Origin of the sequence: Streptomyces sp. H27-H5, assembly GCF_026627505.1 — a bacterium.
Classification (GTDB): Bacteria; Actinomycetota; Actinomycetes; order Streptomycetales; family Streptomycetaceae; genus Streptomyces.
The window spans coordinates 1-23,683 of record NZ_JAPNLK010000033.1; the positions used below are offsets into that span (position 1 = coordinate 1).

Annotated in this window: 29 protein-coding genes and 2 pseudogenes; 10 read left to right on the top strand and 21 right to left on the bottom strand. The window is 71.2% G+C overall.

The genetic code is table 11. The features are described 5' to 3' along the window. Positions 1-165: 165 nt before the first annotated feature. Positions 166-444: a hypothetical protein gene (locus OTB19_RS17920; protein ID WP_267799277.1), complete on the bottom strand. Its 279-nt coding sequence runs from the start codon at positions 442-444 to the stop codon at positions 166-168. Between OTB19_RS17920 and OTB19_RS43645 the strand changes: the two are divergent. Further along, a pseudogene (locus tag OTB19_RS43645) lies at positions 439-558 on the top strand (enolase C-terminal domain-like protein); the annotation flags it as partial. The gene OTB19_RS17920 and the pseudogene OTB19_RS43645 overlap by 6 nt on opposite strands. An 88-nt stretch (positions 559-646) precedes the next feature. Here the strand turns inward: OTB19_RS43645 and OTB19_RS17925 are convergent. The 4 genes from OTB19_RS17925 to OTB19_RS17940 form a co-directional block, all read right to left on the bottom strand. Further along, positions 647-793 (bottom strand): hypothetical protein, encoded by a 147-nt coding sequence (locus tag OTB19_RS17925; RefSeq protein WP_267799278.1) that lies wholly within the window; start codon positions 791-793, stop codon positions 647-649. Between the two features lie 136 nt (positions 794-929). Further along, a complete protein-coding gene (locus OTB19_RS17930; protein WP_267799279.1) occupies positions 930-1,490 on the bottom strand; it encodes a GNAT family N-acetyltransferase in 561 nt (186 codons plus the stop codon). Between the two features lie 103 nt (positions 1,491-1,593). Next, a complete protein-coding gene (locus tag OTB19_RS17935; RefSeq protein ID WP_267799280.1) occupies positions 1,594-1,983 on the bottom strand; it encodes a MerR family transcriptional regulator in 390 nt (129 codons plus the stop codon). 182 nt (positions 1,984-2,165) lie between these two features. Next, positions 2,166-2,327 (bottom strand): hypothetical protein, encoded by a 162-nt coding sequence (locus OTB19_RS17940; RefSeq protein ID WP_053676175.1) that lies wholly within the window; start codon positions 2,325-2,327, stop codon positions 2,166-2,168. 213 nt (positions 2,328-2,540) lie between these two features. Here OTB19_RS17940 and OTB19_RS17945 point away from each other — a divergent pair, with 213 nt between their 5' ends. Next, on the top strand, positions 2,541-2,714 hold the full coding sequence (locus OTB19_RS17945) for a CsbD family protein (protein WP_266973353.1): 174 nt from the start codon (positions 2,541-2,543) through the stop codon (positions 2,712-2,714). A 165-nt stretch (positions 2,715-2,879) separates the two neighbouring features. On the opposite strand, the gene OTB19_RS17950 is transcribed toward OTB19_RS17945, so the two are convergent. After that, entirely contained in the window at positions 2,880-3,083 is a 204-nt protein-coding gene (locus OTB19_RS17950) for a cold-shock protein (RefSeq protein WP_053678014.1), read from the bottom strand. Positions 3,084-3,469: 386 nt separating this feature from the next. Here OTB19_RS17950 and OTB19_RS17955 point away from each other — a divergent pair, with 386 nt between their 5' ends. Further along, on the top strand, positions 3,470-4,024 hold the full coding sequence (locus OTB19_RS17955) for a hypothetical protein (protein ID WP_267799281.1): 555 nt from the start codon (positions 3,470-3,472) through the stop codon (positions 4,022-4,024). 48 nt (positions 4,025-4,072) lie between these two features. On the opposite strand, the gene OTB19_RS17960 is transcribed toward OTB19_RS17955, so the two are convergent. Then, positions 4,073-4,294 (bottom strand): ferredoxin, encoded by a 222-nt coding sequence (locus tag OTB19_RS17960; protein WP_267799282.1) that lies wholly within the window; start codon positions 4,292-4,294, stop codon positions 4,073-4,075. Positions 4,295-4,299: 5 nt separating this feature from the next. Continuing rightward, positions 4,300-5,499, bottom strand: coding sequence for a cytochrome P450 (locus tag OTB19_RS17965; RefSeq protein ID WP_267799283.1), 1,200 nt, complete (start codon positions 5,497-5,499; stop codon positions 4,300-4,302). A 174-nt stretch (positions 5,500-5,673) separates the two neighbouring features. Here OTB19_RS17965 and OTB19_RS17970 point away from each other — a divergent pair, with 174 nt between their 5' ends. Then, on the top strand, positions 5,674-6,276 hold the full coding sequence (locus OTB19_RS17970) for a TetR/AcrR family transcriptional regulator (protein WP_267799284.1): 603 nt from the start codon (positions 5,674-5,676) through the stop codon (positions 6,274-6,276). A gap of 6 nt (positions 6,277-6,282) precedes the next feature. On the opposite strand, the pseudogene OTB19_RS17975 reads toward OTB19_RS17970, so the two are convergent. Next, positions 6,283-6,972 (bottom strand): annotated as a pseudogene (locus tag OTB19_RS17975) (MFS transporter); the annotation flags it as partial. Between OTB19_RS17975 and OTB19_RS17980 the strand changes: the two are divergent. Beyond that, positions 6,955-7,392: a MarR family winged helix-turn-helix transcriptional regulator gene (locus OTB19_RS17980; RefSeq protein WP_267799285.1), complete on the top strand. Its 438-nt coding sequence runs from the start codon at positions 6,955-6,957 to the stop codon at positions 7,390-7,392. The pseudogene OTB19_RS17975 and the gene OTB19_RS17980 sit on opposite strands and share 18 nt — an antisense overlap. A 41-nt stretch (positions 7,393-7,433) precedes the next feature. On the opposite strand, the gene OTB19_RS17985 is transcribed toward OTB19_RS17980, so the two are convergent. From OTB19_RS17985 to OTB19_RS18025, 9 genes are all read right to left on the bottom strand, one after another. After that, positions 7,434-8,711, bottom strand: a complete 1,278-nt coding sequence (locus tag OTB19_RS17985; RefSeq protein WP_267799286.1) for an Nramp family divalent metal transporter — start codon at positions 8,709-8,711, stop codon at positions 7,434-7,436. A 172-nt stretch (positions 8,712-8,883) separates the two neighbouring features. After that, the gene (gene thpD / locus OTB19_RS17990; RefSeq protein WP_267799287.1) at positions 8,884-9,783 is read right to left on the bottom strand and encodes an ectoine hydroxylase; all 900 of its coding nucleotides are present in this window, start codon (positions 9,781-9,783) and stop codon (positions 8,884-8,886) included. A gap of 38 nt (positions 9,784-9,821) precedes the next feature. Then, positions 9,822-10,226, bottom strand: coding sequence for an ectoine synthase (locus OTB19_RS17995; protein ID WP_267799288.1), 405 nt, complete (start codon positions 10,224-10,226; stop codon positions 9,822-9,824). A 39-nt stretch (positions 10,227-10,265) separates the two neighbouring features. Beyond that, complete coding sequence (gene ectB / locus OTB19_RS18000) at positions 10,266-11,534, bottom strand: diaminobutyrate--2-oxoglutarate transaminase (RefSeq protein WP_267799289.1); 1,269 nt, start codon at positions 11,532-11,534, stop codon at positions 10,266-10,268. Between the two features lie 133 nt (positions 11,535-11,667). After that, entirely contained in the window at positions 11,668-12,219 is a 552-nt protein-coding gene (gene ectA, locus OTB19_RS18005; RefSeq protein ID WP_267799290.1) for a diaminobutyrate acetyltransferase, read from the bottom strand. Between the two features lie 290 nt (positions 12,220-12,509). Beyond that, positions 12,510-12,764 (bottom strand): hypothetical protein, encoded by a 255-nt coding sequence (locus OTB19_RS18010; protein WP_267799291.1) that lies wholly within the window; start codon positions 12,762-12,764, stop codon positions 12,510-12,512. After that, a complete protein-coding gene (locus OTB19_RS18015; protein ID WP_267799292.1) occupies positions 12,761-13,066 on the bottom strand; it encodes a DUF6247 family protein in 306 nt (101 codons plus the stop codon). Before OTB19_RS18015 ends, OTB19_RS18010 begins: the two co-directional genes overlap by 4 nt. A gap of 371 nt (positions 13,067-13,437) precedes the next feature. Next, entirely contained in the window at positions 13,438-13,758 is a 321-nt protein-coding gene (locus OTB19_RS18020) for a hypothetical protein (RefSeq protein WP_267799293.1), read from the bottom strand. A 65-nt stretch (positions 13,759-13,823) separates the two neighbouring features. Continuing rightward, positions 13,824-14,732 (bottom strand): YihY/virulence factor BrkB family protein, encoded by a 909-nt coding sequence (locus OTB19_RS18025; protein WP_267799294.1) that lies wholly within the window; start codon positions 14,730-14,732, stop codon positions 13,824-13,826. 223 nt (positions 14,733-14,955) lie between these two features. On the opposite strand from OTB19_RS18025, the gene OTB19_RS18030 reads away from it, so the two are divergent. After that, positions 14,956-16,959: a CASTOR/POLLUX-related putative ion channel gene (locus OTB19_RS18030; RefSeq protein WP_267799295.1), complete on the top strand. Its 2,004-nt coding sequence runs from the start codon at positions 14,956-14,958 to the stop codon at positions 16,957-16,959. Positions 16,960-17,060: 101 nt separating this feature from the next. Here OTB19_RS18030 and OTB19_RS18035 read toward each other — a convergent pair whose 3' ends face one another. Then, positions 17,061-17,243 carry a hypothetical protein gene (locus tag OTB19_RS18035; protein WP_385646057.1) on the bottom strand — a complete coding sequence of 61 codons (183 nt, stop codon included), beginning with the start codon at positions 17,241-17,243 and terminating at the stop codon, positions 17,061-17,063. Between the two features lie 121 nt (positions 17,244-17,364). Between OTB19_RS18035 and OTB19_RS18040 the strand changes: the two genes are divergently transcribed. Then, a complete protein-coding gene (locus OTB19_RS18040; RefSeq protein ID WP_267799297.1) occupies positions 17,365-18,588 on the top strand; it encodes an MFS transporter in 1,224 nt (407 codons plus the stop codon). Positions 18,589-18,658: 70 nt separating this feature from the next. Here OTB19_RS18040 and OTB19_RS18045 read toward each other — a convergent pair whose 3' ends face one another. Next, positions 18,659-19,405 (bottom strand): YqjF family protein, encoded by a 747-nt coding sequence (locus OTB19_RS18045; protein WP_267799298.1) that lies wholly within the window; start codon positions 19,403-19,405, stop codon positions 18,659-18,661. Positions 19,406-19,443: 38 nt separating this feature from the next. Next, the gene (locus tag OTB19_RS18050) at positions 19,444-20,415 is read right to left on the bottom strand and encodes a hypothetical protein (protein WP_267799299.1); all 972 of its coding nucleotides are present in this window, start codon (positions 20,413-20,415) and stop codon (positions 19,444-19,446) included. Between the two features lie 216 nt (positions 20,416-20,631). On the opposite strand from OTB19_RS18050, the gene OTB19_RS18055 reads away from it, so the two are divergent. The 3 genes from OTB19_RS18055 (at position 20,632) to OTB19_RS18065 (ending at position 23,536) form a co-directional block, all read left to right on the top strand. Further along, positions 20,632-21,399, top strand: coding sequence for a polysaccharide deacetylase family protein (locus tag OTB19_RS18055; RefSeq protein WP_267799300.1), 768 nt, complete (start codon positions 20,632-20,634; stop codon positions 21,397-21,399). 73 nt (positions 21,400-21,472) lie between these two features. Continuing rightward, positions 21,473-21,985 carry an SRPBCC family protein gene (locus OTB19_RS18060; protein WP_267799301.1) on the top strand — a complete coding sequence of 171 codons (513 nt, stop codon included), beginning with the start codon at positions 21,473-21,475 and terminating at the stop codon, positions 21,983-21,985. 231 nt (positions 21,986-22,216) lie between these two features. Further along, the gene (locus OTB19_RS18065) at positions 22,217-23,536 is read left to right on the top strand and encodes an aldehyde dehydrogenase family protein (protein ID WP_267799302.1); all 1,320 of its coding nucleotides are present in this window, start codon (positions 22,217-22,219) and stop codon (positions 23,534-23,536) included. The last annotated feature ends 147 nt before the right edge of the window (positions 23,537-23,683 follow it).

Here is a 23,683-nt window from a genome sequence, read left to right on the forward strand (position 1 = left end):
CACCCCCGAGGACGCACTCGACACCGCCTGCCACCTCCACCTCACCGGTCTCGACACCTGACACGGGCAAGCGCACGCCAAGCCCGACGTCAACCCCCGAAGGATTTACGACGCAGACCACTTAGGGTCGGGCCGCACACCGAGAGGATCACCGTGCCCGTCCTGTCACGCATCGAGCTGTACCACGTCGCGGTACCGCTGCCGACGCCGTTCCGTCCCGCCTGGGTCCCCGGCCTTCCCCAGACCCACAACCGGTTCGACCTGCTGCGTCTCGTGACGGACGACGGTGTGGAGGGCTGGTCGGCCGGGCCGGCGATGGGGCGCGAACGCCGCGGGCTCGGCGATCTGCTGGGGCCGTACCTGCTGGGCCTGGACCCCACCGACATCGAGGAGGTGGCCCGGCGCGTCGACGAGGGGTTCGAGAGCGTCAAGCTCCGCGTGCACGCCGATTCCGCGGAGGAGGACGTCGCGCAGGTCGAGGCCGTGACGAAGGCCTTCGGCGACCGGATCCGGATCGGGGTCGACGCCAACCAGGGGTGGCGGGTGACGGTGGTGGCCGACGCTCCCCTGTGGGACCGGGCACGTGCCCGGCGGTTCGCCGACGCCTGCGCCGCCCTGTCCCTGCCGACCGGCCCCGGTCTGGGCTTCACGGCAGGACGACGCGCTGCTCCTTGCCGTACTCGTCGACGTACTTGTAGTGGAAATCGCCCACGGCGGCCGAGGCCGAACCCGGCATCGTCAGGATCAGGGCGAGGGAGGCGAGGGCTGCGGCGGCGGTGTGACGGAGCTTCATAGGCGGATCGGTACCTTCCGTGGGGGATTCGGTAACCGACCCTAGGAGCGGCCCGCCAGGCGAATCGATCCGCCGGATTCCCTCGGCGTGGCGTACGGGGCATCCGGGCGGGAGGTCGACACGGCCGCGGCGCCGATCAGGAACGGCCGTCCGCCGGGGCCGCGATGGCGTGGTAGGTGCGTCCGCCCGCCTCGTAGGTGCCGAGCGGGGTCATCCCGAAGCCGTCGACGTGCACCCGCCACGACGGTTCGTTGCCCTCCTCGATGAAGGCGACGACGGCCTCGGCGCGTCCGGAGGCCTCGGCGACGGCGTTCGCGAACAGTCCCCGCGCCACCCCGCGCCCGCGGAACGCCGCATCGACCACGACGGGCCCGTAGAGCAACCAGCGCACGCCGCTCAGGGGGCGTCCGCGCCACTCCAGTACGTCCTGGGCGGCGAGCAGACCGAGGACGGGAGGCGGCGGGTCGGGCAGGTCCGTCGCCACGGAGAGCGCGAGGAGACCGGCGAGCCGGCCCTCCTCGTCGGCGACCAGCAACTCCCCGTTCCCGGCCATGGCACGCAGCGCCGCCTCGTCGAAGGCCCCCTGTACGAACCCCTGGGCGCGGCGTTGCTCTGCCGTCAGGGCGTCGTGGTGGTTGGCGGAGAAGAGCGCGGCCATGGCGGGAGCGTCGGCCTCGGTGGCGTATCGGTAACGCATGGGGCCGATGCTGCCACGGACTCCTCGACCGATCGGGGACGTCGGGCCCGGGGCCCGTCACCTGGCAGGGGGATCGGATCGGGCCTCGGGATCGCCGGGCGGCTCAGCGTCCGGGGTCGGGGTTCCGGTCGCGACCGGAACCCTGGCCGGCATCGCGGGGGTCGGGGTCGGCCGGCGACTGCGCCGCGGCCTTTCGGTACTCCGCGTTGAGGCGCTGGGCCTCTTCGAGCTGGTCTTCGAGGATGACGATCCGGCAGGCGGCGTCGATGGCCATTCCGCCGTCCACCAGTTCTCGGGCACGGGCGGCGATCCGCAGCTGGTAGCGGGAGTACCGGCGGTGACCGCCCTCCGAACGCAGCGGGGTGATCAGGCGGGCCTCGCCGATCGCGCGGAGGAAGCCGGCCGTGGTTCCGAGCATCTCGGCGGCCCTGCCCATGGTGTAGGCGGGGTAGTCGTCGTCGTCGAGACGATCGAGCGGGTTCTCTGCTGTCACTTCCACCTCATCGGACGGGAACGCGTCAAGGCCCCGACGCCATGTGGCACCGGGGCCCCGAGAGAATTCAACACCGTTCGCCGGAAGCCACCGCTCCCGGCTCACTGTGTCCGCCGAACACGACGGTGGGGCCCGCTCCTCGTCGAGGAGCGGGCCCCACCGTCGTGCATGGACGAGCGTGGCTACCAGCGGTACCAGCGGCCACTCCCACCCTTCGGGCGGGCCACGAAGCCCACCAGCCACAGCACCAGTACCGCGATGGCGACCCACCAGAGGATCTTCACCGCGAAACCGGCACCGAAGAGAATCAGAGCGAGCAGAAGAACGAGAAGCAGGGGAACCATGGTTATCAACCTCCGAAACGCCGACTGCCCGCACCCCGCCCGACCATGCACACAAAACTTATTTGTTTTTTATCGCCCCAGGCGGGAAGTCGATGTCCCCCCCTGTCCACCCCGCTCGCCCGACATCCGTTCAGACTCACCCCGTTTGAGCACCCGAGAACCGGTCACACGAACCGAGGCAAGAGACTTTCTCAATGTTGGGGAGTGATGGTTGTGTCGGCTGAAGAGAAGACCCAGGCCAAGACCGAGCAGGCCAAGGGCAAGGTCAAGGAAGCCGCGGGCCGCACGGTCGGCAACGAGCGTCTCACCGCCGAAGGCCGGGCGGACCAGGCCAAGGGCGATGCCCGAGAGGCCAAGGAGAAGGTCAAGGACACCTTCAAGCACTGACCTCCTCGGAATCCGGGAACGCCCGGATCCGAAAACGGCCTGTGGGCGGCCCCGACCGAGTCGGGGCCGCCCACAGGCCGTTTTCCCTCACGTGCGCGCGCGAACGCGAAAAGCCGGGGCCCGCACCCGAAGGTGCGGGCCCCGGCCCACGCGTGATCGCGAACGTCAGGCCGTGACGATGTTCTCGGCCGTCGGGCCCTTCTGGCCCTGCGCGATGTCGAAGCTGACCTTCTGGCCTTCCTGGAGCTCACGGAAGCCCTGGGAGGCGATGTTCGAGTAGTGGGCGAACACGTCCGGTCCGCCACCCTCCTGCTCGATGAAGCCGAAGCCCTTTTCCGCGTTGAACCACTTCACGGTGCCATTAGCCATGTCAATCTCCTTCGGGGCACAGCCCAGAAATCCACACCCTGCGGATTTCGAGTCGCCGCATGATCTTCCCGTCCGGAAAATGCCGGAAACACAAAAGCACCCTCACCGGTCTGAACGACCGATGAGCACCCTCGAAGTTTGGGAACCACAACTGCAACTGAAATCACAGTAGCACGCCCTGACTACGACAAAATCGGCCGCGAATCCCGACCCTCCAGGGAGGCGAGAAAGACTCCCCGCAGCTATCCGCTCTTTCTGTCCTGGCCGACACAGAAATACGACATCGAGGCCGACGTCGGGGGGCGCACGCCGGACGCGTCGGACACGGCGCGGATCCCCGCCCCACCTGCCGGTCAGGACGGCCGACCGCCCCTACGGTGTGGACCATGGCCCACGACGAGACCCCTGCGGCCGGGTCCCCCGCTCACGGTCCCGCACCCGACAAGGCCCTCGACGACGAACCGTTGCTCGCCGCCGCGCGGCTCAAGGAGCGCCTGTACGCGACGATCACCATGATCTCGGTGGTGGTCGGGCTCGCCGGCTTCGGCCACACCGACACGGCCGAAGCGGCGGCCACGATCCTCACGACCGCCGTCGGCCTGTGGCTGGCCGCCCTGGTCGCTGACCAACAGGCCCACCGCGTCGTCCACGGCCGCTTCGCCACCGGCCGCGAGCTGCGCCACATGTTGTCCGTCAGCAGCCCCCTGTTGCTGTCCGCGGCGGGCCCCCTCACCCTCCTCGCCGTGGCGGCGCTCACCGCCGTCACCGTGGAGTCCGCGCTGCTGATCGCGGCCGCGGTGAACGTCGCCGGCCTGTTCACCTGGGGGTGTTACGGGGGCATCCGCATGGGGGCCGGTACGGTCCTCGCCGTACTGGCCGGGGTCCTGGACGCGATCATCGGAACGGCGGTCGCCCTGGTCAAGGTCGCCGCCGGCCACTGAACACCCTCGCCCCGGGGCCTACCGGCCACCCGACGGTCGTGACCCGGCCTACGGGCGCGGGGCGATCACCGTTCCCGCCTCCCGCACCGTGATGGCCTGGGCCGGGCAGATGTCCGCCGCGTCCAGCACCCGCGCGTCCTCGTCCGTCTCCGGCCGGCGCACCGAGGCGTGCTCGTCCTCCAGGGCGAACACCTCGGGGGCGACGGCGGCGCACATCCCCGAGCCCATGCACAGCTGTCGGTCCGCGCGTACGGTCCACTTCCCGGGCATGGCGCTCACCACCCGACCGGCATCACACGCGGGCCCCTGACCAGCATCTGCGACTTCCACGTCACATCACCCGCGAGGCGCAGACCGGGGAATCGGGTGACGAGCGCGGCCAGTGCCTCCTGGAGTTCGAGGCGGGCCAGCGGGGCGCCCAGGCAGTGGTGGACTCCGTGGCCGAAGCCGAGGTGGGGGACGCCGTCGCGGGTGATGTCCAGGACGCCCGGGGCGCTGAACCGCAGCGCGTCGCGGTTGGCGGCGCCGGTGGCGACCAGCACCGGGGTGCCGGCCCGCACCAGGGTGCCGCCGACCTCCACGTCCTCGGTGGCGTAGCGCGGCTGACTGGCGCCGCTGCCCAGCGGGACGAAGCGCAGCAGTTCCTCGACGGCGTTGGCGACGAGTTCGGGGCGCGAACGCAGCAGGGCGAGTTGTTCCGGGTGCTCCAGCAGGGTGAGGGTGAAGTTGGGGATCTGCGAGGCGGTGGTCTCGTGGCCCGCGACCAGGATGCCCACGCACAGGTCGACCAGTTCCAGCTCGGAGAGCCGGTCGGATCCGTCCCGGGCCTCGATGAGGGCCGTCATCAGGTCGTCCCGCGGCCGGGCACGGTGGTGGTGGATCAGGGTGCGCATGTAGTCGCGCAGTTCCTCGCGGTTGACCTCGAACTCGGCGGCGCTGAGGGAGCTGGTCGACAGCGCGGCGTCGCTCCAGACCCGGAAGCGGGGTCGGTCCTCCTCGGGGACCCCGAGCATCCGGCAGATCACGGCGACGGGCAGGGGGAGCGCGAACCGGTCCACGAGGTCGGCGGGAGGGCCGGCCGCCTCCAGGTCGTCGAGGAGTTCCGCGGCGAGTTCGCGTACCCGGGGCCGGAGCTTCTCCACCTGGTGCACGGTGAACGCGCGGGCCACCAGGGAGCGCAGTCGGGTGTGGTCGGGCGGGTCCATGGCGAGGATGCCGCTGTCGGATCGCCCCTCGGACTGGCGGGGTTCGTCGTGGCGGGCGCCCTCGGCGCGGCTGAAGCGCCGGTCTCCGAGGACGAGCCGGGCATCGGCGTAGCGGGTGACCAACCAGGCGCTCTCGCCGTAGGGCAGTTGGACGCGTAAGAGTCCGGGACGCTCCCGGACCTGCTCGTAGGCGTCGGCGAGTCGGAGCCCCTCGGCGGAGTTGAAGGGGTAGGCCAGGGGTGCGGTGGTGTCGGTGTCCGGTGCGGGCATCGCGGCCTCCAGATGTAAGCGACTGCTTACAAACGTAGGACGGTCCCTCCGGACGGTCAACGGGGCCTCGGCGTCGTTATCCTGACAGGCCGCCCGCGGACGGCCGGCGCGCGCGGGAACACGCCGGCGCACGACGGGGAGCGACGAAGAGACGGCGGAGCGAGGACAGCGACGATGGACGAAGCCACGAGCGCGCGAGCGGGCGGGCGCCGCCGCGACGCCTCGGCCACCCGCCGCCGGATACTCGACGCGGCGCGCGACCTGTTCGCCGAGCGGGGGTACGAGCGGGCCACCGTCCGCGACATCGCGGAGGTGGCCGGCTCGAACCAGGCGTTGCTGTTCCGCTACTTCGGTTCCAAACAGGGGCTGCTCGCCGAGGTGCTCGCCCGGGGCGGCCTGGAGCAGGTACGGGCCACCCCGCCGGAGGAGCTGTTCGAGACCGCGCTGCGCTCCATGCTCACGAGCAGCGCCGCCGGCACGGGCGACCGTTCCCTGGAGGTGTACCTGCGGTCGGTGGGCCGCGGTGAGGACGCGGCCGGGACCCTGCGTGAGCTGGGCGCGGAGTACCAGCGGGCGCTGGCATCGCTGTCCGGCGCGCCGGACGGTGCCCTGCGCGCCGATCTGGCGATGGCCTGGTTGCTCGGCATCGGCCTGATGCGGACGGTCGTGGCCCGCGAGCCGCTGGCCGGCGCCGACCCGGACGAGGTGTGCGCCCTCGTCCTCACCACGCTGCGGCACCTGTGGGCGGCTCCCCCGGATCCCCCGGGCGACACGTAGCGTCCGTCAGGGAGCGGGGACCGCGACGGCGGGTTCCTCGTGCTGTTCGATCTCCGGGCGCCCCTTCTTCGGGAGCAGGAACGTGACGGCCAGGAACGCCACCAACAGGCAGGCCTGGGCGACGAGTGCGTGCCGGAACCCCGTGGTGAAGTCACCGGTCCCCGCCCTGTCGAAGAAGAGCGATCCGAAGACGGCCACTCCGATGGAGCCGCCGATGGACTGAACGGCCGACAGGACGCCGGACGCGGAGCCGATCTCGTCGTCGTCCACCGCGGCCAGGATGAAGCTGAACAGGGCCGCGATCACCATGCCGGAGCCGATGCCCGCGACCGCCACGCCCGGGGCGATGTCCCCGAGCGAGAAGGCCGTCCCCACCCTCCCCAGCTCGTACCAGAGCAGCGCCGCTCCCCCGAGCTGTACGAGCGGGCCGACCTGGAGGACGGCCCGATCGCCCGGCTTCCTCGGGACCACCTTGGCGGCGACGACGAGCGCGGCGATGCCGATGGGGAGGTTGACCAGGAACACCAGCCGCCGGCCGAGGCCGAAGAGGTCGGCCGAGATGAGTGCGCCGCCGAGGACCGGGCCGATGATGCCGCCCAGTCCCACGACGAGCCCGAAGATGCCGAAGACCCTGGCGAGTTCGGCGCCCGAGAAGTTCTCCCGCAGGAGTCCGAGCCCATGGGGCAGGAGCATGGCGCGCTCCGCGAGCAACTGCGGAACATGACCTTGCGCCAGCAGCGTTTCGAGAGGTACCTGGGGCGTGAGCTGCACACGGACTCGGCGGGGCTGACGGTCATGGGCCACCTCGTCAGCGTCGGCCCGACCTCCCCCACCGACCTCGCCCGGGCGCTGGGCACCTCCACCGCGGCAATGACGCTGGTCATCGACCGGCTCGTGGCGGCCGACCACGCCACCCGCCGACCCCATCCCACGGACCGTCGCAAGGTGATCGTCACCCCCGCCGACGACTGGGAGGCCCGCTCCTACGCGTACGTCTCCCCCCTCATCCAGGGAGTCACCGCCGCCGCCTCGAACCTCACACCCGAGGAGCAGGTCACCGTGGCCGCCTTCCTGGAGCGGATCATCGGCGCCTACGACCACGCGACGCACCCCTGACACCTACCGCCACCGGGGCGGCGACGCGGTGGTCGGTGTGGCTACCAGGGCAGCTCGCGCACCTGCTGGACGCACAGGACCACGAACAGCAGCCCGGCGCCCGCGAGCATCGCGTTGCTCAGCGCGCCGTTGCGCCAATCGGCGGGCGTACGGCTGGAGTTGAGCAACCACAGCAGGGTGAGGGCCAGGAACGGCATGAAGAACGCGCCGATCACCCCGTAGACGATGACGAGCCCGAAGGGCTGGTCCAGGAACAGCAGGCTGATGGGCGGGAAGGTGAGCCAGAGCAGGTACGCCCGGAAGGGCAGGGACTTCTCGCGGTCCGTTCCGGCCGGGACGAGGGAGGGCCGGTACTTGCTCGTGAAGTCGGCGAACATCAGGCTGACTCCGTGCCACACCCCGATCAGCGAGGTGAACGAGGTGGCGAAGAATCCCACCAGGAAGAGCTTGGCGGTGGCGCTCCCGTAGCGCTGCTCCAGGATGCCGCTGAGGTCCAGCAGTCCCTTGTCCCCCTTGGTGAGCGCGGCGCCGGAGGAGTACAGGAGCTCCGCGCCCACGAAGAGCATTGCCACGACGAAGATGCCGGTGGTGCCGTAGGCGACGCGATTGTCGAGCCGCATCACCTTCATCCAGCCCGTGTCGGTCCACCCCTTGGCGTTGACCCAGTAGCCGTACGCGGCGAGCGTGATGGTGCCGCCGACGCCACCGATCAGGCCGAGCGTGTAGATCAGCGAACCGTCCGGGAGGACGGGCACGAGGCCGGCGAGGGCCTCGTCGAGGTGGGGGGTGACCCGGATCGCGAGGTAGACCGTGACGAGGAACATCACGCCGACCAGGACGGTCATGACCTTCTCGAAGACGGCGTAGCGGTTGAACCAGACGAAGACCAGTCCGACCAGGCCGCACAGCAGGGCCCAGCCCTTCAGGTCCATGACGTCGGGGAACAGCGCGGCCAGCGGAAGGGCGCTGGAGGACATCGCGGCGGCGCCGTAGACGAACCCCCAGACGACCACGTAGCCGACGAAGTAGAAGGTGGTCCAGGGTCCGAGGCTGCGCCAGCCGTCGAAGAGGGTCCGGCCGGTGGCCAGGTGCCAGCGGCCCACCGCCTCGGCGAGGGAGACCTTGACCAGGCAGCCGATGACGGCCGCCCACAGCAGGGTGTAGCCGAACTTGCCGCCCGCGATGAGTGTCGCGACGAGGTCACCGGCGCCGACGCCCGTCGCCGCGACGACGATGCCGGGGCCGATGTGGCGCCAACTCGCCTTGCGTGGCGAACGGTTCTCGCCCCGCCGGGCGTCGATGCGCGTGCTGTCCGCCATGGGACCCAGCCTTCCGTCGGCCTTCTGTGGCAACCCGTGCCACCAAAGCCGCTCACCGGCGGTCGCGCAAGAGGGCAGGAGGGTGATCGCGGCGCACGAGTGCGGGGAACACCACGCCGATCGGCGAGGTGTTCCCCGTGAGGTCACACGTGCGGGCGGGCCCGCCGAGGGGTCAGCGCACCGGGACGACGTCCCGCGCGGCGATGAACTCGGGGCGGCGGACGGGAGCCGCGAAGGGCTCCTCCGGCGCGTTCTCCACACTGTTGAACACGAAGAAGACGTTGCTGCGCGGGTAGGGGGTGATGTTGTCCCCGGAGCCGTGCATCGCGTTGCAGTCGAACCAGGTGGCCGAGCCGGCCTGGCCGGTGAAGAGCCTGATGCCGCAGGCCTCCGAGAACTTCGTGAGCGCTTCCTGCGAGGGGATGCCCGCGTCCTGCATCTGCAGGGACCGCTTGTAGTTGTCCTTGGGCGTCTCGCCGGCGCAGCCCAGGAAGGTCCGGTGGGAGCCCGGCATGATCATGAGGCCGCCGTTGGTGGGGTAGTTCGGCGTCAGCGCGATCGACACCGAGACCGTCCGCATGCGCGGGAGTCCGTCCTCCGCGTGCCAGGTCTCGAAGTCGGAGTGCCAGTAGAAGCCGCGTGCGCCGAAGCCGGGCTTCACGTTGATCCGGGACTGGTGCACGTACACGTCCGACCCGAGGATCTGTCGGGCGACGCCCACCACCCGTGGATCGGCGGCGAGTCGCGCGAAGGCCGCGCTGATCCGGTGTACCTCGAACACCGAGCGGACCTCGTCCGAGGCCGGCTCGATGATGGACCGTTCATCCGCCCGTATCGCCGGGTCGGCGACGAGGCGGTCCAGTTCGGTCCGGTAGACATCGACTTCCTCGGGGGTGATGAGCTGGTCCACCGGGTGGAAGCCCTGCCGCTCGAAAGTCTCCAGCTCATGCCCCCACAGCGGCCCCGGGGTCCCGGACGCCGACCAGACGACGGGGTCCTGACGGCCGATCAGAACCTCCTCGGGGCCCCGGGTCGGATACGTGTCCACAGTGCGCGCGGTTGTGGTGATCATGATGTTGCCTGCCTCTCCTCTCGTCTTCTCGGGCTGCCTCAGGCGCTGTGCGGCTCGGTGAGCAGCGGGTAGACGCCGTTCTCGTCGTGGTCCTCGCGCCCGGTGACGGGCGGGTTGAAGACGCACAGACAGCGGAAGTCCCGTGCGACCCGCAGGGTGTGCCGTTCGTGGCCGTCCAGCAGGTACATGGTTCCGGGCGTGATGAGGTACTTCTCGCCCGTCTCCTCGTCGGTGAGTTCGGCCTCGCCCTCGGTGCACACGACGGCCTCGACGTGGTTCGCGTACCACATCGACGTCTCGGTGCCGGCGTAGAGCACGGTCTCGTGCAGGGAGAAGCCGACGCGCTCGCGCGCGAGCACGATGCGCTTGCTCTCCCAGGTCCCGGACGCGGCCTTCACGTGCCGGTCGGTCCCCTCGATGTCCTTGAAAGAACGGACGATCATTCTTCGTTCACCTCTCTTCACATGCGACGCGCGTGGTGGTCAGGCCGTCTCGCGGACGGAGCGCGTCAGGATTTCCAGACCCTCTTCGAGTTCGGCGGGGGTCAGCGTGAGCGGCGGCAGGAGCTTGACCACCTCGCTCTCGGGACCGGAGGTCTCGACGAGGAGGCCGTGTTCGTAGGCCTGCCGGCAGACGGCGGTCGCCCGGGTGCTGTCCTCGAACTCCAGGCCCCACACCATGCCCCTGCCCCGGTGGGTGGTTCCCGGACGCCCGTCCTCGGCGCAGATCTCACTCAGCGTCTGCTCGATGCGCGCGCCCTGGAGGAGGGTGCGGTCCCGCAGGCCGCCGTCGTGCCAGAACGTGTCCAGGGCGGCGGTGGCCGTGACGAAGGCGGGGTTGTTGCCGCGGAAGGTGCCGTTGTGTTCGCCGGGCTCCCAGATGTCCAGTTCCGGCTTGAACAGGCAGAGCGACATGGGCAGTCCGTAACCGCTGATGGACTTGGACAGCGTCACGATGTCCGGGGTGATGCCCGCTTCCTCGAAGGAGAAGAACTCGCCGGTGCGGCCGCAACCCATCTGGACGTCGTCGACGATGAGCAGCATGTCGCGGCGCCGGCACAGGTCCGCCAGCTGTCGCAGCCACTCGGGGCGGGCGACGTTCACGCCGCCCTCGCCCTGGATGGTCTCCACGATCACGGCGGCGGGGTGGTTCAGCCCGGACCCCTGGTCCTCCAGCAGCCGCTCGAACCAGATGAAGTCCGGCGTCTGGCCGCCCAGGTAGTTGTCGAAGGGCATGGGCGTGGTGTGGACCAGGGGGACACCGGCGCCGGCGCGCTTGAAGGCGTTGCCGGTCACGGCGAGCGAGCCGAGGGACATCCCGTGGAAGGCGTTGGTGAAGGAGACCACCGCTTCGCGTCCCTTGGCCTTCCGCGCGAGCTTCAGCGCGGCCTCGACGGCGTTGGTGCCCGTCGGGCCCGGGAACATGACCTTGTACGGGAGGCTGCGCGGGGCCAGGATCTTGGACTGGAAGGTCTCGAGGAAGGCCCGTTTGGCGGTGGTCGACATGTCCAGGGCGTGCGTGATGCCGTCCCGCTCGATGTAGTCCAGCAGGGCACGCTTCAGCACGGGGTTGTTGTGTCCGTAGTTGAGCGACCCGGCTCCGGCGAAGAAGTCGAGGTAGTCACGCCCCCGCTCGTCGTACAGTCGGCTGCCGCTCGCCTTCTCGAAGACGGTCGGCCAGGCACGGCAGTAGCTGCGGACCTCGGACTCGACGGTCTCGAAAACACTCAGAAGCGGCTCGGTGATGGTCAACGAAATCTCCTTGTGAATGTGCGACGTGCGGCGTGCGGGGGTGCGACGTGGCGCGGCGCGGCAACGGATCGGCGACGCGGCCGGCCACGTGGGGGTGTCGTGGAACGGTGGGAGGAACCGGGCCCGGGAAGGGTCAGAAGGCCAGCGGCCCGATGCGGTGCAGGACCTCGGGAGCGTGCGCGTCGACCTCGGGGAAGTCGCCGGGCGCGAAGAGCACCTCGCGGGTCAGCCGCGCGCCGTGGCGTGCGGCGTACGCGGCGAACAGTCGCTCCGAGGCGGCGTTGTCGGGCGTGATGGTCGTCTCGACACAGCGCAGGGGCCGCTTCGCGGCCTCGCGGACGGACAGGCCGTCGAGCAGCGCTCCGGCCACGCCCTGTCCCCGCCGGGACTCGTCGACGGCGACCTGCCACACGAACAGGGTGTCGGGGGCCTCGGGCCGGCGGTATCCGCTGACGAACCCGACGGCCCGTCCGCTCTCGTCACGGGCGACCACCGAGGAGCCGGCGAAGTCACGGCACCACAGGAGGTAGCTGTACGAGGAGTTCAGGTCCAAGGTCTTCGAGTCACGAGCGATACGCCAGAGGGAAGCTCCGTCTTCCACGTCCGGGCTGTCGAGGCGCAACTCCTGGGGAAGTTCCAGGTAGCCGCTTCGGCTGCGGTCCAGGTCTGCATGTGCAGTGGTCATGCCGACGCAAGTTACCCAGCACGAGAAAAAAATGCATGGGTCCACAAGCTTCCGGATGGAGGGTCGGCATGTTATTGGTGCGGGCGCGGAGAACCTCTCCGATACACCTCGTTGATGATCTTCATATCGTGCCGAATCACGACATGTCATCCCAGCGAAGCCGTTTATAACGAGGCTGTAACTTCTGCATTTCGCCTGCGAGTCGCCCTCGCGATCGTTACAATCCCGCAAACCTGCGACCGTTTCGGCCCCGGAGGGCTGGGCAAGACGGCCGACGGAGCTCGGTGCGGTCAGCCGAGCCAGACGACGTCGATGACGTAGAGGCGGCCCGCGGACCTGTTGACGAAGTACACGGCGGCGAGCTGTCCGATCGTCGCGGAGCGGACGTCCTCCCCCTCGGGGTCCCGGTTGTCGAAGGCCGGGAACGACCAGGGGTCGCGGGAGGCGATGTCGAGGACGTCACGGACGATCTCCACCGCGTACTCGGGAAGTCCCGCCAGCGCCTTCGCCGCGTGCGGGGACAGCCGGACCGGCCAACCGTTCACCGCCGGGGTCCGAAGAGGTCTTCCAGCGCGGTGCCGTCGCCGTCGTCCCTGTCCGAGGCCAGGAAGGCGTCGACGGCCGGGGCGGCGGTCAGGCGGACCTGCCAGGTGCGGACCACGTCGTGCAGCGGGGCGAGGCTGTAGCTGTGGCGGGCGTACTCCAGGGCCTGGGCCCAGTCACGTTCGAAGGCGGGCGCCCACCGCTCCGCGTTGCGGTCGGCTCGGATACGGCCGAGCAGTTCGGCCGCCGCCGTGGGGGCGGGTGCCGGTGGCAGGGCGGGCGCGTACTCGGGCCGTGCGCTCATGCGTCCTCCAGAGGGTTCCGGCCGACACGCTAGCGAAGATCCGCCCGCCGGTTCCGGTCCGCCGGACGCGGAGCGCCCGGCCCGGCTCTGACGTGGGTGAACGCACCTTGAACGCACACGCCGGCCGATTCGGGGTACGTTCGTGGGTACGGGGTGCGGCCTTGGCCATCAGGGTCGCGACGGGGGCCGCACCCCGACACTCGTGAAACCGCGCCGGGCACCCTCGACAACCGTGCCCGGGTTCGTGATCATCCGCCCGGCGGCGCTGACGGCCCCCGGGAGCCTCTCGTACGGATGGGCCCCTGAGCCCTTCCTGGTCCCCCGCGTACGCCCCGGGAGTCCCTCGCGCCCCGCGCGGCCCTCGGACGCGGTCAGCACAGGCGTCGCCGCGCCCCGCCGCCCGGAGGCAGGGGTGCGGGCGCGGGGTCGGCTCCCCGCAGGTGGAGGTCCCGGACCGTGGCGGCGATCTCGCGCTGGAGGTGGTCCCAGGAGACGAGCCGTTGCCAGAGGGGGTCAGGTTCGCCCGGTACGGTGGCGCCGCGCGCGGTCCACTCCCGGGCGAGTTCCTCGTACAGGGGCGCCCCGTCGGCGCCGGTACGGATCGCCTGCCGGGGAACGCGCGTGGCCAGGACACCGTCGTCCGCGCCGCGGTGCCGAGCCGTGCCGGTGATTGTGGAGTGCTTCGGAGCCATGCCCACCCAAACGATCCGCCACCCGCGCGGACACGACCCCGCCGGCCGCGGCGCGCCTCGGGCGGTCAGGACACCTCGGGTTCCGTCCGCGGCGTGTCACGGGCCAGGACCGCGTTGAACTGGGCGCCGGTGAGCAGCGCGAGGTTGGTGAACCAGAGCCAGATGAGGAACACCACGATCCCCGCGAGCGAACCGTAGAGCCGGCTGTAGGTGCCGAACTCGGTGTAGAGCGTGAAGAGCGCCGAGGCGGACAACCAGAGGACGGCCGCCAGAGCGCCGCCCGGAAGGCCGCGGCGGGTTCCCCGGGCGCGCGCCGGGCCGGTGCGGAAGAGGATCAGGATGAGCGAGATGGCGATGACGAGCAGGGTCGGCCAGCGCAGCACAGCCATGGTGTCCACGCCCTCGTAGCCCGCGGCGGCCGCGAGGCGGCGGGCGAAGGGGCCCGAGGCGACGAGACTGGCCGCGCCGGTCACCAGCAGGCCCAGCAGCAGGGCGGCGGTGAGGACGAGGACGTGGGCGGCGCGCAGGGGCGGTCGCGTGTCGGGGAGTCGGTACATCGCGTGCAGCGCGCGGCGGAAGACCGCGAGGTAACTGGACGCCGACCACAGGGCGCTGACGATCCCGCTCGCGAGCAGCAGCCACATGGAGGACGGGTCCGCGGTCAGGGAGTCGAGGACCTCGCGGAGCGTGGCCGCGGACTGGGGCGGGGCGTAGGAGGTGAGGTCGAGGATGAGGCGCTCGCGGGTGCCCGGGCCGGCCAGCCCCACCAGGGAGACCGAGACGAGCAGGGCGGGCACGAGGGCCAGCACCGCGTAGTAGGTGAGGGCCGCGGCGTAGTCGGCGACGTTGTCGTCCCACACGCGCACCGCGGTGTCGCGCAGGGCGGAGCGGGTGCGCACGGCGAGCGCGAGGGCGCCGTTCCCCTGGATCGCCGGGGTGGTGCGGGGAGCCGTGGGGGAAGTGTTCGATGCCACGGGGCGCTCATGCCCCTCGTGGCCGTTCCTACGCGCCCCCGGACCCCGCCGCGTGCCGGGCCCGAACTCAAGATCGACACGTCACGCGATGGGCGGATCCCGCGTCGGCGCTCCGTTCGCGTCGAGCGGGCGCACTAGCCTGCATCCTGTACAAAACCACCGATGCCGGGCAGTCGTGCACACGACGCGCACCCGGCACCGACAGCTGACCGAGGAACCCCGGTTGACAGGTCGCAGGACGACGGAACAACGCGCCGACCCCGCCTGGCCGCGTACCCGCTATTGGTTCGACACCATCGTGGCGCGCGGGTCCGCGCTGCTCATCGGCTGGCTCACCCTCATGTGTCTGGCCATCGTGGTCCCGGCCAGCATCGCGCTGGTCTGGGCCGACCAGGACGCGCCGACCACCTGGTCGGGGCAGCTCGTCGCCGTCTGGGTGAGCGTCGGCCAGACCCTGAAGATCGGGGGCGCCGTCGGCAGCCCCCTGTACGTCGTCATCTCGGTCCTGCTGGCCCTGGTGGCGCTGTTGTTCGTCTCCACCCTCGTCAGCCTGATCACCACCGGCCTCAACGACAAGGTGCTGGCCCTGCGACGCGGCCGGTCCACCGTCCTGGAGTCGGGGCACACCGTGCTGCTCGGCTGGTCGGACCAGGTCTTCCCGATCGTCTCGGAACTGACCGTCGCCAACTCCAATCAGCGCAGGGCCGTCATCGCCGTCCTGGGGCCGAGGGACAAGGCGGAGATGGAGGACGAGATCGACACCGCGCTCGGCCGCCTCGGTCACACCCGGCTGATCTGTCGCAGCGGCGTGACCACCGATCCTGCGGTCATCTCCCTGGTCAGCCCCGAGACCGCGCGCGCCGTCCTGGTCCTGACCCACGAGGGCGAGGACGGTGACGCCCACGTGGTGAAGACGCTGCTGGCGCTGGAGGCGGCGGTGCGCGGGCGGGGGCGCCCCTCCGTCGTCGCGGCGGTGCGCGACGGGCGCCACCAACGGGCAGCGGACCTGGCCGCGGGGGCCCACGGCCGGGTGCTGAACATCGAGGACATCACCGCCCGCCTCATCGCCCAGGCCTCGTGCCGGCCCGGGCTCTCCCTCGTCTACCAGGAGTTGCTGGACTTCGACGGCGACGAGATCTACATGGTCGACGAACCCGCCCTGGTCGGACGGACCTTCGGTGACCTGCTGCTCGCGTACGACACCTCCAGCGTCATCGGCATCCTGCGCGGTGCGGGCGGCGTGGAACTCAATCCGCCCGCCGACCGCGTGCTCGGCGCGGACGAACGGATCGTGCTGATCACCGAGGACGACGACACCGCGACCAGGGCGGAGCGGCCGCCCACCGTGGACGAGGAGGCGATCGTGGTGCCGCGCACGACGACGTGGCCCCCGGAGCGGTTCCTGCTGCTCGGGTGGAACCACCGTGCTCCGCTCGTCGTGGCCCAACTCGACCGGTGTGTCCCCGACGGTTCGACCCTCGTCGTGATGGCGGAGGGCGAGGGACCGCTGGAGGAGGCCGGGCGGTGCGCGCGGTTACCGGGGCGCCGCATGCGCGTGACCGTGCACAGCGGCGACATCACCGACCCGCGGAACCTCGACGAGCTGGACGTGCTCTCGTTCGACCGGGCCATCGTCCTCGGGTACGACGAGGTGTCCACCGCGCCCGGGAGTCTCTGCGGTGACGACAGGACCCTGGTGACCCTGCTGCACCTGCGTGCGCTGGAGGAGGCCTCCGGGCGTGAACTGGCCGTCGTGACCGAGATGACCGACGACCGCAACCGCCTTCTCGCGCCCGCGCGGGAAGGGGCCGACTTCATCGTCGGCGGGCGGCTCATCAGCCTGTTGATGACGCAGATCGCAGAGAACCCGTACCTGGCCGACGTCTTCGACGGCCTGTTCACGGTGGGCGGTGACACCCTTCATCTGAAGCCCGCGACGGGATACGTGCTGCCCGACCGGGAGGTCACCTTCGCGACGGTGGTGGAGTCCGGTCTCAGGCAGGGGCACTGTGTCATCGGGTTCCGGCTCCACGAGGTCGGCGCGCAGGGCCCCTCGTACGGCGTCCGGATCAACCCGGACAAGCGGGAGCGGATCCGGTTGGGTGCGGAGGATTCGGTGATCGTGTTGGCGCCGAAACCGGTGGCCGCGGGCGCGGGCGCCCTGTCGGGGCATCCGTTGCCCGAGGGCCGACGCGCCGGCCGGGCCGAGGTGGAGGGTGTGGCGTGACCGGGCGTGGTCGCCGAACGCACAGGAGGCGGCGGTCCGTCCGGACCGGCCGGCGGCGAGGGGGCCGGCCAACGCGCGAAGTGAGCTTCCCGCGCAGGGAATCAGCCCGTCAGGGCGCCCGCGTCCTGGTCCTGGGCCACCACGAGGAAGGCGTCCTGGTCCAGGTCCATCACGACGCGCACCGCCTCGCCGTGGGCGCGGCGACGCGCCGCGGATTCCTCGGCGGGCCAGCTTCCGCGCGGACCACCGGCGGGGAAAAACTCGAGAACCTTCGCACCTGTCACCCTCGACACCTCCGCCATGCGGCTCCGATTAAGGCTGTGTTCACCGCTTGCCCCCGCCGCCCGCCGACATGCGCGCCGGGGGCGCCCGGGCTTTCGCGGTCGGCGCTCTACTGTGTGCCCCATGGCAGCGAAGATCAGTCCGGCCCGTGGACACGACCGGCGGCGGCTCGGATACCTGAGCGCGGCGGCGGTGTTCGCCATCGGCATGGCCGGCACGACGCTCCCCACTCCCCTCTACGGGCTGTACCGGCAGGAACTCGGCTTCTCCGAGCTGATGGTGACGCTGGTCTTCGCCGCCTACGCCGTCGGGGTCATCGTCACGTTGCTCGTCGCCGGCAACTACTCCGACGAGGCGGGCCGCCGGCCCGTACTGCTGTACGCGTTGGGGCTGTCGGCGCTGAGCGCGGGCTGCTTCCTGCTGGAGGGCGGCCTCCCGCTGCTGTTCGCGGGCCGGGTGCTGTCCGGGTTCTCGGCGGGTCTGCTCAGCGGCGTGGGTACGGTCACCGTCCTGGAACTGGCGCCCCCCGAGCGCAAGAGGCGCGCGGGACTGGCCGCGACCGCGGCCAACATGGGCGGCCTGGGCTGCGGTCCGCTGCTGGCCGGGCTGTTGGCCGAGTACGCGCCACTGCCGCTGGTCCTGCCGTTCCTGGCCCATCTCGTCCTGCTGTCCTTCGCGTGCGCCATCGTGCTGCTGCTGCCCGAGACGGTCGAGCACCCCCGACGCCTGCCTCCCCTGAGGCCGCAGGGTCTGTCCGTTCCACCGGACATCCGCGGCGTCTTCGTGCCGTGCGCGCTCGCGGCGTTCGCCGGGTTCGCGCTGCTCGGACTGTTCACCTCGATCGCGCCGAGCTTCGTGTCCGAGACCCTGGGCGTGACCAACCACGCCACGGCCGGTCTGGTGGTCTTCACCGTGTTCCTCGGCTCGACGATCGGTCAGGTCCTGGTGGGGCGCATGCCCGTAGGGCGGGCGCTGCCGCTGGGCTGCCTCGTCCTGGTGGGCGGTCTCCTGCTGGTCGGCGCCTCGCTGTGGACCGAGTCGATGCCGCTGCTGGTGGCGGGAGCGGTGTGCGGGGGGCTGGGGCAGGGGATGGCCTTCCGCGCGGGGCTCACGGCCGTGAGTGACGCGGCGCCGCCCGCGCACCGGGGCGGCACGATCTCCTCGTTCTTCGTGGTGGCGTACACGGGCATCTCGCTCCCGGTGGTGGGCGTGGGCGCGTTGACGCTGTGGCTCGGACTGGTGGGTGCCGGGCTGACGTTCACCGTGTGCGCGACGGTACTGGCCGCCGCGACGGGCCTGTACCTCCTGCGCCACCCACCCACGGCGCCCTCGCCGTCCGCGTCCTGAACCCGGCGCGGGGCGGGCGCGCCGCGGCCCCGACCGCGCGGGCTTGACCGGCAGATCCGAAAGAGGCGACCTAGCCCGCCGCGATGCGGCCCGGGCGCCCGAAGCGGACCGGGACCCCGGGTGAGTACAGGACGCTGACCGGGTCACCGACCGGGGCGGGCAGACCGGCCGCGGCGATCAGGTCCTCCCGGCATTCGAGCAGTTCCGCACGGTGCAGGGGCCAGCGGGGGTGGGTGTTCGGCAGGTGCAGCGGACCGCCGGGGAAGTCGTTGTGCAGGCACCAGCGGGCGGTGAGGAAGTGTTCCAACTCCGTGGGCTCGTCGATGGGCTCCCCGACACGGACGGCGATCCGCGAGTGCGCGCCCCGCGGGCCGGGCCACCTGCGCACACCCGTGTACGTGAGGACGTCACCGGTACGGTCGAGGGACATCCGCGACCACTGGTAGGGCAGCCGGAACACGGTCCGGGCGACCGCCACCGACACCAGGCGCGAGGCGTCCAGGGAGCGGAAGACGACCCCTCGTCGTCCCCGGGCGTCCACCGAGTACAGGCGCACGTTCGTCTCCGGGAAGGACCCGAGGTACGGGACGCCGGGCAGCCCCAGCCAGCCGACGCGGTCCATCCGGAAGGCGATGAGGCCGACGTACGTGACGCCGTCGAGGGTGTCGGGGACGGTCCCGGGCGGCAGCAGCGGAGCCACGTCCGCCGGGTCTGCCGGCCAGTGCAGGAAGGCGAGGTCGAGCCAGGACTGCGTCAACAGCGCACGCGTCGAGGAGACGGGCGGCTCGCTGCGGATCGGTTCACGGGAGAACGACACGAGCCCAGTGTCCCAGCCCGTCACCGGGCCGGGAGTGGTCAGCGCTCCGGGTGCGGCGGGCGGAACGACGACAGCATGGCGATGAAGGAGGCGGACCCGGTGATCACCCCGGGGCGTCCGCTGCCGGCCGGGGCGGGTTCCACGCCCACGGCCTCGATGCCGCCCTCGTGGATCCACAGCACCTTCGGGCTGAGCCGCTGTTCCGGCGGGGCCTTCTCCCAGTTGTCGAGGGTGACCGTCGAATAGCCGACGAGCTGGGAGTGCAGATCGGGGCCGTCCACGGCCTGGAAGTACAGGAACCCCTCGTGCGGCACCATCGCGAGGATGCCCAGGGGGGCGGGACGGCCCAGGAGGTCGCCGGCCCGCAGCAGGTGGGTGCAGGTGAAGCCGGTCTCGCAGGTCACCGAGACCATGGGGTTGGCCGCGCCGCTGTCGTCCCGTGCGACGGGTTCGGCGGCGAGGTTCCGTTCGGCCAGCGCCCACACCTCGTCCCCGTCGACGTTCCAGGCACGGAACTGTGAGGCCGGCACGGGCGACGAGCGGTCGCCGTCCACCCGGACCACCAGGACCACGGCCAGGTCCTCGGTCAGCGGTCTGACCAGGGCGAAGTCCTCGGCGACGGTACGGGCGGGCACGACCCGCGGCAGCAGCAGCGGACGGACCTCCTCGTAGCCCGCCTCGTGCAGGGCCCTGCGGCGGTCGCCGAGTTCCAGCAGCCCGTTCAGGTGCCCCACGGCGGCTTCGCGCCACTGCGCCCGGGGCAGCGGCCGCACCAGGAGGGCCAGCTCCGCCAGGTCCAGCGGGATCCCGCTGCCGATGCCGAGTTGCAGGTGCTGCTCGGCGCCGAACCGCATCGGCTGGTCGGAGCCTTCGCCGTCGAGGAAGAGGCCGTTGAGGAGGGCCAGGAAGGACTGCCATTCGGCGGGCCCGAACCAGGGACACCACGGCGGGACGGGCAGCCCGGTGTCGGCGGGGACCGCGGCCTTCTTCGCTCTGCGGAACAAGGGCATGCGCGACAGGTTAAGGCCGTGCGAATCCCGCTGTGAGCGTGTAAACAAGGCTGATGGACGGCGAGTTCAGGCCGGCGGGTGCCGCAGGGGCGCGGCGGCGGACAGGTACCGGAAATGGCCGAAGGAATGAGGCCGGGTGCGGCCCGCGGTTCCTAGCCTGGGATGGTGCCCCCGGCTCCCGGGGGCGCCGTCCCGTCACCAGTGAAGAGCGGTTTCATGAGAATCAGCAGCTTGCCGGACACCCGCCGCACGGCCGGGATCGCCCTCACGGCGACGGCCCTCACCCTCGCCTCCCTGTGCTGCGCCACGGAGGCCTCCGCCACCACGCGGCCCTCGACACCGCAGGCCCGGACGGCGCCCGCCGCGGCGACGGTGCCGCTCTCGATCGCCCGGACCGCGGACGGCGGCGCACGCGACGTCGCGATCACGATCGACGACGGACCCGACCCGGTCTGGACGCCGCAGGTCCTGGACGTGCTGAAGGGGTACGGGGTCAAGGCCACGTTCTGCATGATCGGAACGAACGCCGAGAAGTACCCCGATCTCGTCCGGCAGGTGGTGGCGGACGGACACCGGTTGTGCGACCACTCCGTCAGCCACGACATGACCATGGACAGGAAGCCCGTCGCCTATCAGGAGCGGCAGATCCTCGACGCCGAGGACATGATCGAGAAGGCGGCCCCGGGGGCGACCGTCGACTACTACCGCGCACCGGGCGGCGCCTTCTCCCCGGCCGGCCGGCGGATCGCGGCGGAGCACGGGATGCGCCCGCTGGGCTGGAGCGTGGACCCGAAGGACTGGAGCCGGCCCGGCACGCCCGCGATCGTGGCCACGGTGGAGAACGGGCTGCCCGCGGAGCCGACCGTGCTGTTCCACGACGGGGGCGGCGACCGTGGCGAGACGGTGGAGGCCCTGCGCACGCTCCTGCCGTGGTTCACGGAGCACGGCTACGCGTTCACCTTCCCGGTCCGCACGGCCGGCTGAAACCCCCCGGCCGGGGGCACCTCGTCCACCCCGGCTACCAGGCGGTAACGTCGCCTCCGAGGATTGGAGTTCCATGACCCGCCTGCTCAGCGTTTCCGACAGCGTCATCGTCGAGGCCAGCCCGTCAACGGTGTACCGGCACGTGTGCGACCCCTCTCTCATGGGCCGCTGGAGCCCCGAGAACCTGGGTGCCACCCTCACCCGCGAGCCGGGCCCCGTACCGGTCGGGACGGTCTTCGACGGACACAACAAGCGCGGCGCCTTCCGCTGGACCACGCGCTGCACCGTGACGGCGGCGGACCAGGACGAGCTGTTCCGCTTCCGGGTCCACTCCATCGGGCTGAAGCGGCCGCGCCTGCGCGGCCCCATCGCCACCTGGGAGTACCGGTTCGAGGCGGTCCCCGAGGGGACGAAGGTGACGGAGACCTGGACCGACGACCGCCGCTCGTGGCCGGATCTCGTCGCGAACGTCTTCGACAAGATCGCAACGGGCGGGCACACATTCGCCGACTTCCAGCGCCGGAACATCCGCGTCACCCTGCGCAATCTCAAGGCCGCCCTGGAATCCGACGCCGGCAGGTCGTGAGCGAGGGCGGTGCGGCGACCTCGGCGCGCTTGGCGCCCGTGACCGCAGCCGACCCGCCCGGGGAAGTCCGCGTTTGGAGCGGAATAATCCGGCCACACTAGTTGCTATATACATCGATCGACGCGGGTGTCGCCCTCCCCTGGAGGGGCACGCCCGCCCGACGATCGCCGCACATCCGCACGTCCGGTGACGGCAACGCCCGGCCTGGCCTTCCCTCAGGAGTCAACCCCCATGTCGAACCACCCCCCGGAGCAGCCCGCAGACACCGTCGAGCGGCTTCGCGCCGGCTTCGCGTCCGGTCGCACCAAGTCGCTCTCCTGGCGCACGACGCAGCTCCGGGCGGTGCGCGCCCTGCTGAAGGAACGCGGGGAGGAGCTGGCCGCCGCGCTCCACGCGGACCTCGGGAAGGGGCGCGAGGAGGCCTACCGCACCGAGATCGACTTCGTCGTGCGGGAGATCGACCACACGCTGGACAACCTCGCGGAGTGGCTCCGCCCCCGGCCGGTGGAGGTTCCCGAGCGGCTGAGCCCGGCCACCGCGCACACCGTGCTGGATCCGCTGGGCGTGGTCCTGGTCATCGCCCCGTGGAACTACCCGCTGCAACTGCTGCTGGCCCCCGTCGTCGGCGCGCTGGCCGCGGGCAACTGCGTCCTCGCCAAGCCCAGCGAACTGGCCCCGGCCACGTCGAGGGCCGTGGCCGAGCTGCTGCCGCTGTACGTGGACACCGACGCGGTCGCGGTGGTGGAGGGCGGCGTCCCCGAGACGACGGAGCTGTTGGCGCAGCGCTTCGACCACATCTTCTACACCGGCAACGGGACGGTCGGCCGGATCGTGATGCGTGCCGCCGCCGAGCACCTCACCCCGGTGACACTGGAACTCGGCGGCAAGTCACCGGCGTTCGTCGACCGCGGCACGGACCTGGCCGTCGTGGCCGCCCGGCTGGCGTCGACGAAATTCATGAACGCGGGCCAGACCTGCGTCGCCCCCGACTACGTGCTCACCGACCCCGAGACGGCCCGGGAGCTGGAGAAGGCCCTCGCCGACGCCGTGCACACGCTGTACGGGGACGACCCGGCCGCCTCCCCCGCGTACGGCCGCATCATCAACGACCGTCACTTCGACCGCCTCACGGGCCTGCTGGCGTCGGGCCGCACGGTGGTCGGCGGCGACCACGACCGCGCGGCGCGCTACATCGCCCCCACGGTCCTGGCCGACGTGTCCCCGGACTCCCCCGTGATGGCCGAGGAGATCTTCGGGCCGATCCTGCCGGTGGTCGAGGTGGCCGGGCTGGACGAGGCCATCGCGTTCATCGGCGACCGGGACAAGCCGTTGGCGCTGTACGCCTTCACCGAGTCGCGGACCACGCGGGAACGCCTCACCGAGGAGACCTCCTCGGGCGGTCTCACGTTCGGCCTTCCCGTGGCCCATCTGACCGTCTCCGACCTCCCGTTCGGCGGGGTGGGCGAGAGCGGCATGGGCAACTACCACGGTCACTGGTCGCTGGCCACGTTCAGCCACCTCAAGGCGGTCCTGGACAAGCCGCTGGGCTGACCCCACCGACGACGCGGGGAGGGAACCGGCCATCGCGCCGGGTCCCTCCCCGCACGCCATCAGTAGGGTTCACCGCGACACCGGCACACGGGGCCGCCCGCTCACGGCCCGGGGATCCATCATGGCGTTGCCGAACCGCCCCTCGAT

What these genes read in the sequence shown, in the direction of transcription:
- OTB19_RS17925 (WP_267799278.1), bottom strand. Translation starts at nt 793, where the DNA reads ATGAAGCTCCGTCACACCGCCGCCGCAGCCCTCGCCTCCCTCGCCCTG.
- OTB19_RS17930 (WP_267799279.1), bottom strand. Translation starts at nt 1,490, where the DNA reads ATGCGTTACCGATACGCCACCGAGGCCGACGCTCCCGCCATGGCCGCG.
- OTB19_RS17940 (WP_053676175.1), bottom strand. Translation starts at nt 2,327, where the DNA reads ATGGTTCCCCTGCTTCTCGTTCTTCTGCTCGCTCTGATTCTCTTCGGT.
- OTB19_RS17950 (WP_053678014.1), bottom strand. Translation starts at nt 3,083, where the DNA reads ATGGCTAATGGCACCGTGAAGTGGTTCAACGCGGAAAAGGGCTTCGGC.
- OTB19_RS17955 (WP_267799281.1), top strand. Translation starts at nt 3,470, where the DNA reads ATGGCCCACGACGAGACCCCTGCGGCCGGGTCCCCCGCTCACGGTCCC.
- OTB19_RS17960 (WP_267799282.1), bottom strand. Translation starts at nt 4,294, where the DNA reads ATGCCCGGGAAGTGGACCGTACGCGCGGACCGACAGCTGTGCATGGGC.
- OTB19_RS17965 (WP_267799283.1), bottom strand. Translation starts at nt 5,499, where the DNA reads ATGCCCGCACCGGACACCGACACCACCGCACCCCTGGCCTACCCCTTC.
- OTB19_RS17970 (WP_267799284.1), top strand. Translation starts at nt 5,674, where the DNA reads ATGGACGAAGCCACGAGCGCGCGAGCGGGCGGGCGCCGCCGCGACGCC.
- OTB19_RS17980 (WP_267799285.1), top strand. Translation starts at nt 6,955, where the DNA reads ATGGGGCAGGAGCATGGCGCGCTCCGCGAGCAACTGCGGAACATGACC.
- OTB19_RS17985 (WP_267799286.1), bottom strand. Translation starts at nt 8,711, where the DNA reads ATGGCGGACAGCACGCGCATCGACGCCCGGCGGGGCGAGAACCGTTCG.
- thpD (WP_267799287.1), bottom strand. Translation starts at nt 9,783, where the DNA reads ATGATCACCACAACCGCGCGCACTGTGGACACGTATCCGACCCGGGGC.
- OTB19_RS17995 (WP_267799288.1), bottom strand. Translation starts at nt 10,226, where the DNA reads ATGATCGTCCGTTCTTTCAAGGACATCGAGGGGACCGACCGGCACGTG.
- ectA (WP_267799290.1), bottom strand. Translation starts at nt 12,219, where the DNA reads ATGACCACTGCACATGCAGACCTGGACCGCAGCCGAAGCGGCTACCTG.
- OTB19_RS18015 (WP_267799292.1), bottom strand. Translation starts at nt 13,066, where the DNA reads ATGAGCGCACGGCCCGAGTACGCGCCCGCCCTGCCACCGGCACCCGCC.
- OTB19_RS18020 (WP_267799293.1), bottom strand. Translation starts at nt 13,758, where the DNA reads ATGGCTCCGAAGCACTCCACAATCACCGGCACGGCTCGGCACCGCGGC.
- OTB19_RS18040 (WP_267799297.1), top strand. Translation starts at nt 17,365, where the DNA reads ATGGCAGCGAAGATCAGTCCGGCCCGTGGACACGACCGGCGGCGGCTC.
- OTB19_RS18050 (WP_267799299.1), bottom strand. Translation starts at nt 20,415, where the DNA reads ATGCCCTTGTTCCGCAGAGCGAAGAAGGCCGCGGTCCCCGCCGACACC.
- OTB19_RS18055 (WP_267799300.1), top strand. Translation starts at nt 20,632, where the DNA reads ATGAGAATCAGCAGCTTGCCGGACACCCGCCGCACGGCCGGGATCGCC.
- OTB19_RS18060 (WP_267799301.1), top strand. Translation starts at nt 21,473, where the DNA reads ATGACCCGCCTGCTCAGCGTTTCCGACAGCGTCATCGTCGAGGCCAGC.
- OTB19_RS18065 (WP_267799302.1), top strand. Translation starts at nt 22,217, where the DNA reads ATGTCGAACCACCCCCCGGAGCAGCCCGCAGACACCGTCGAGCGGCTT.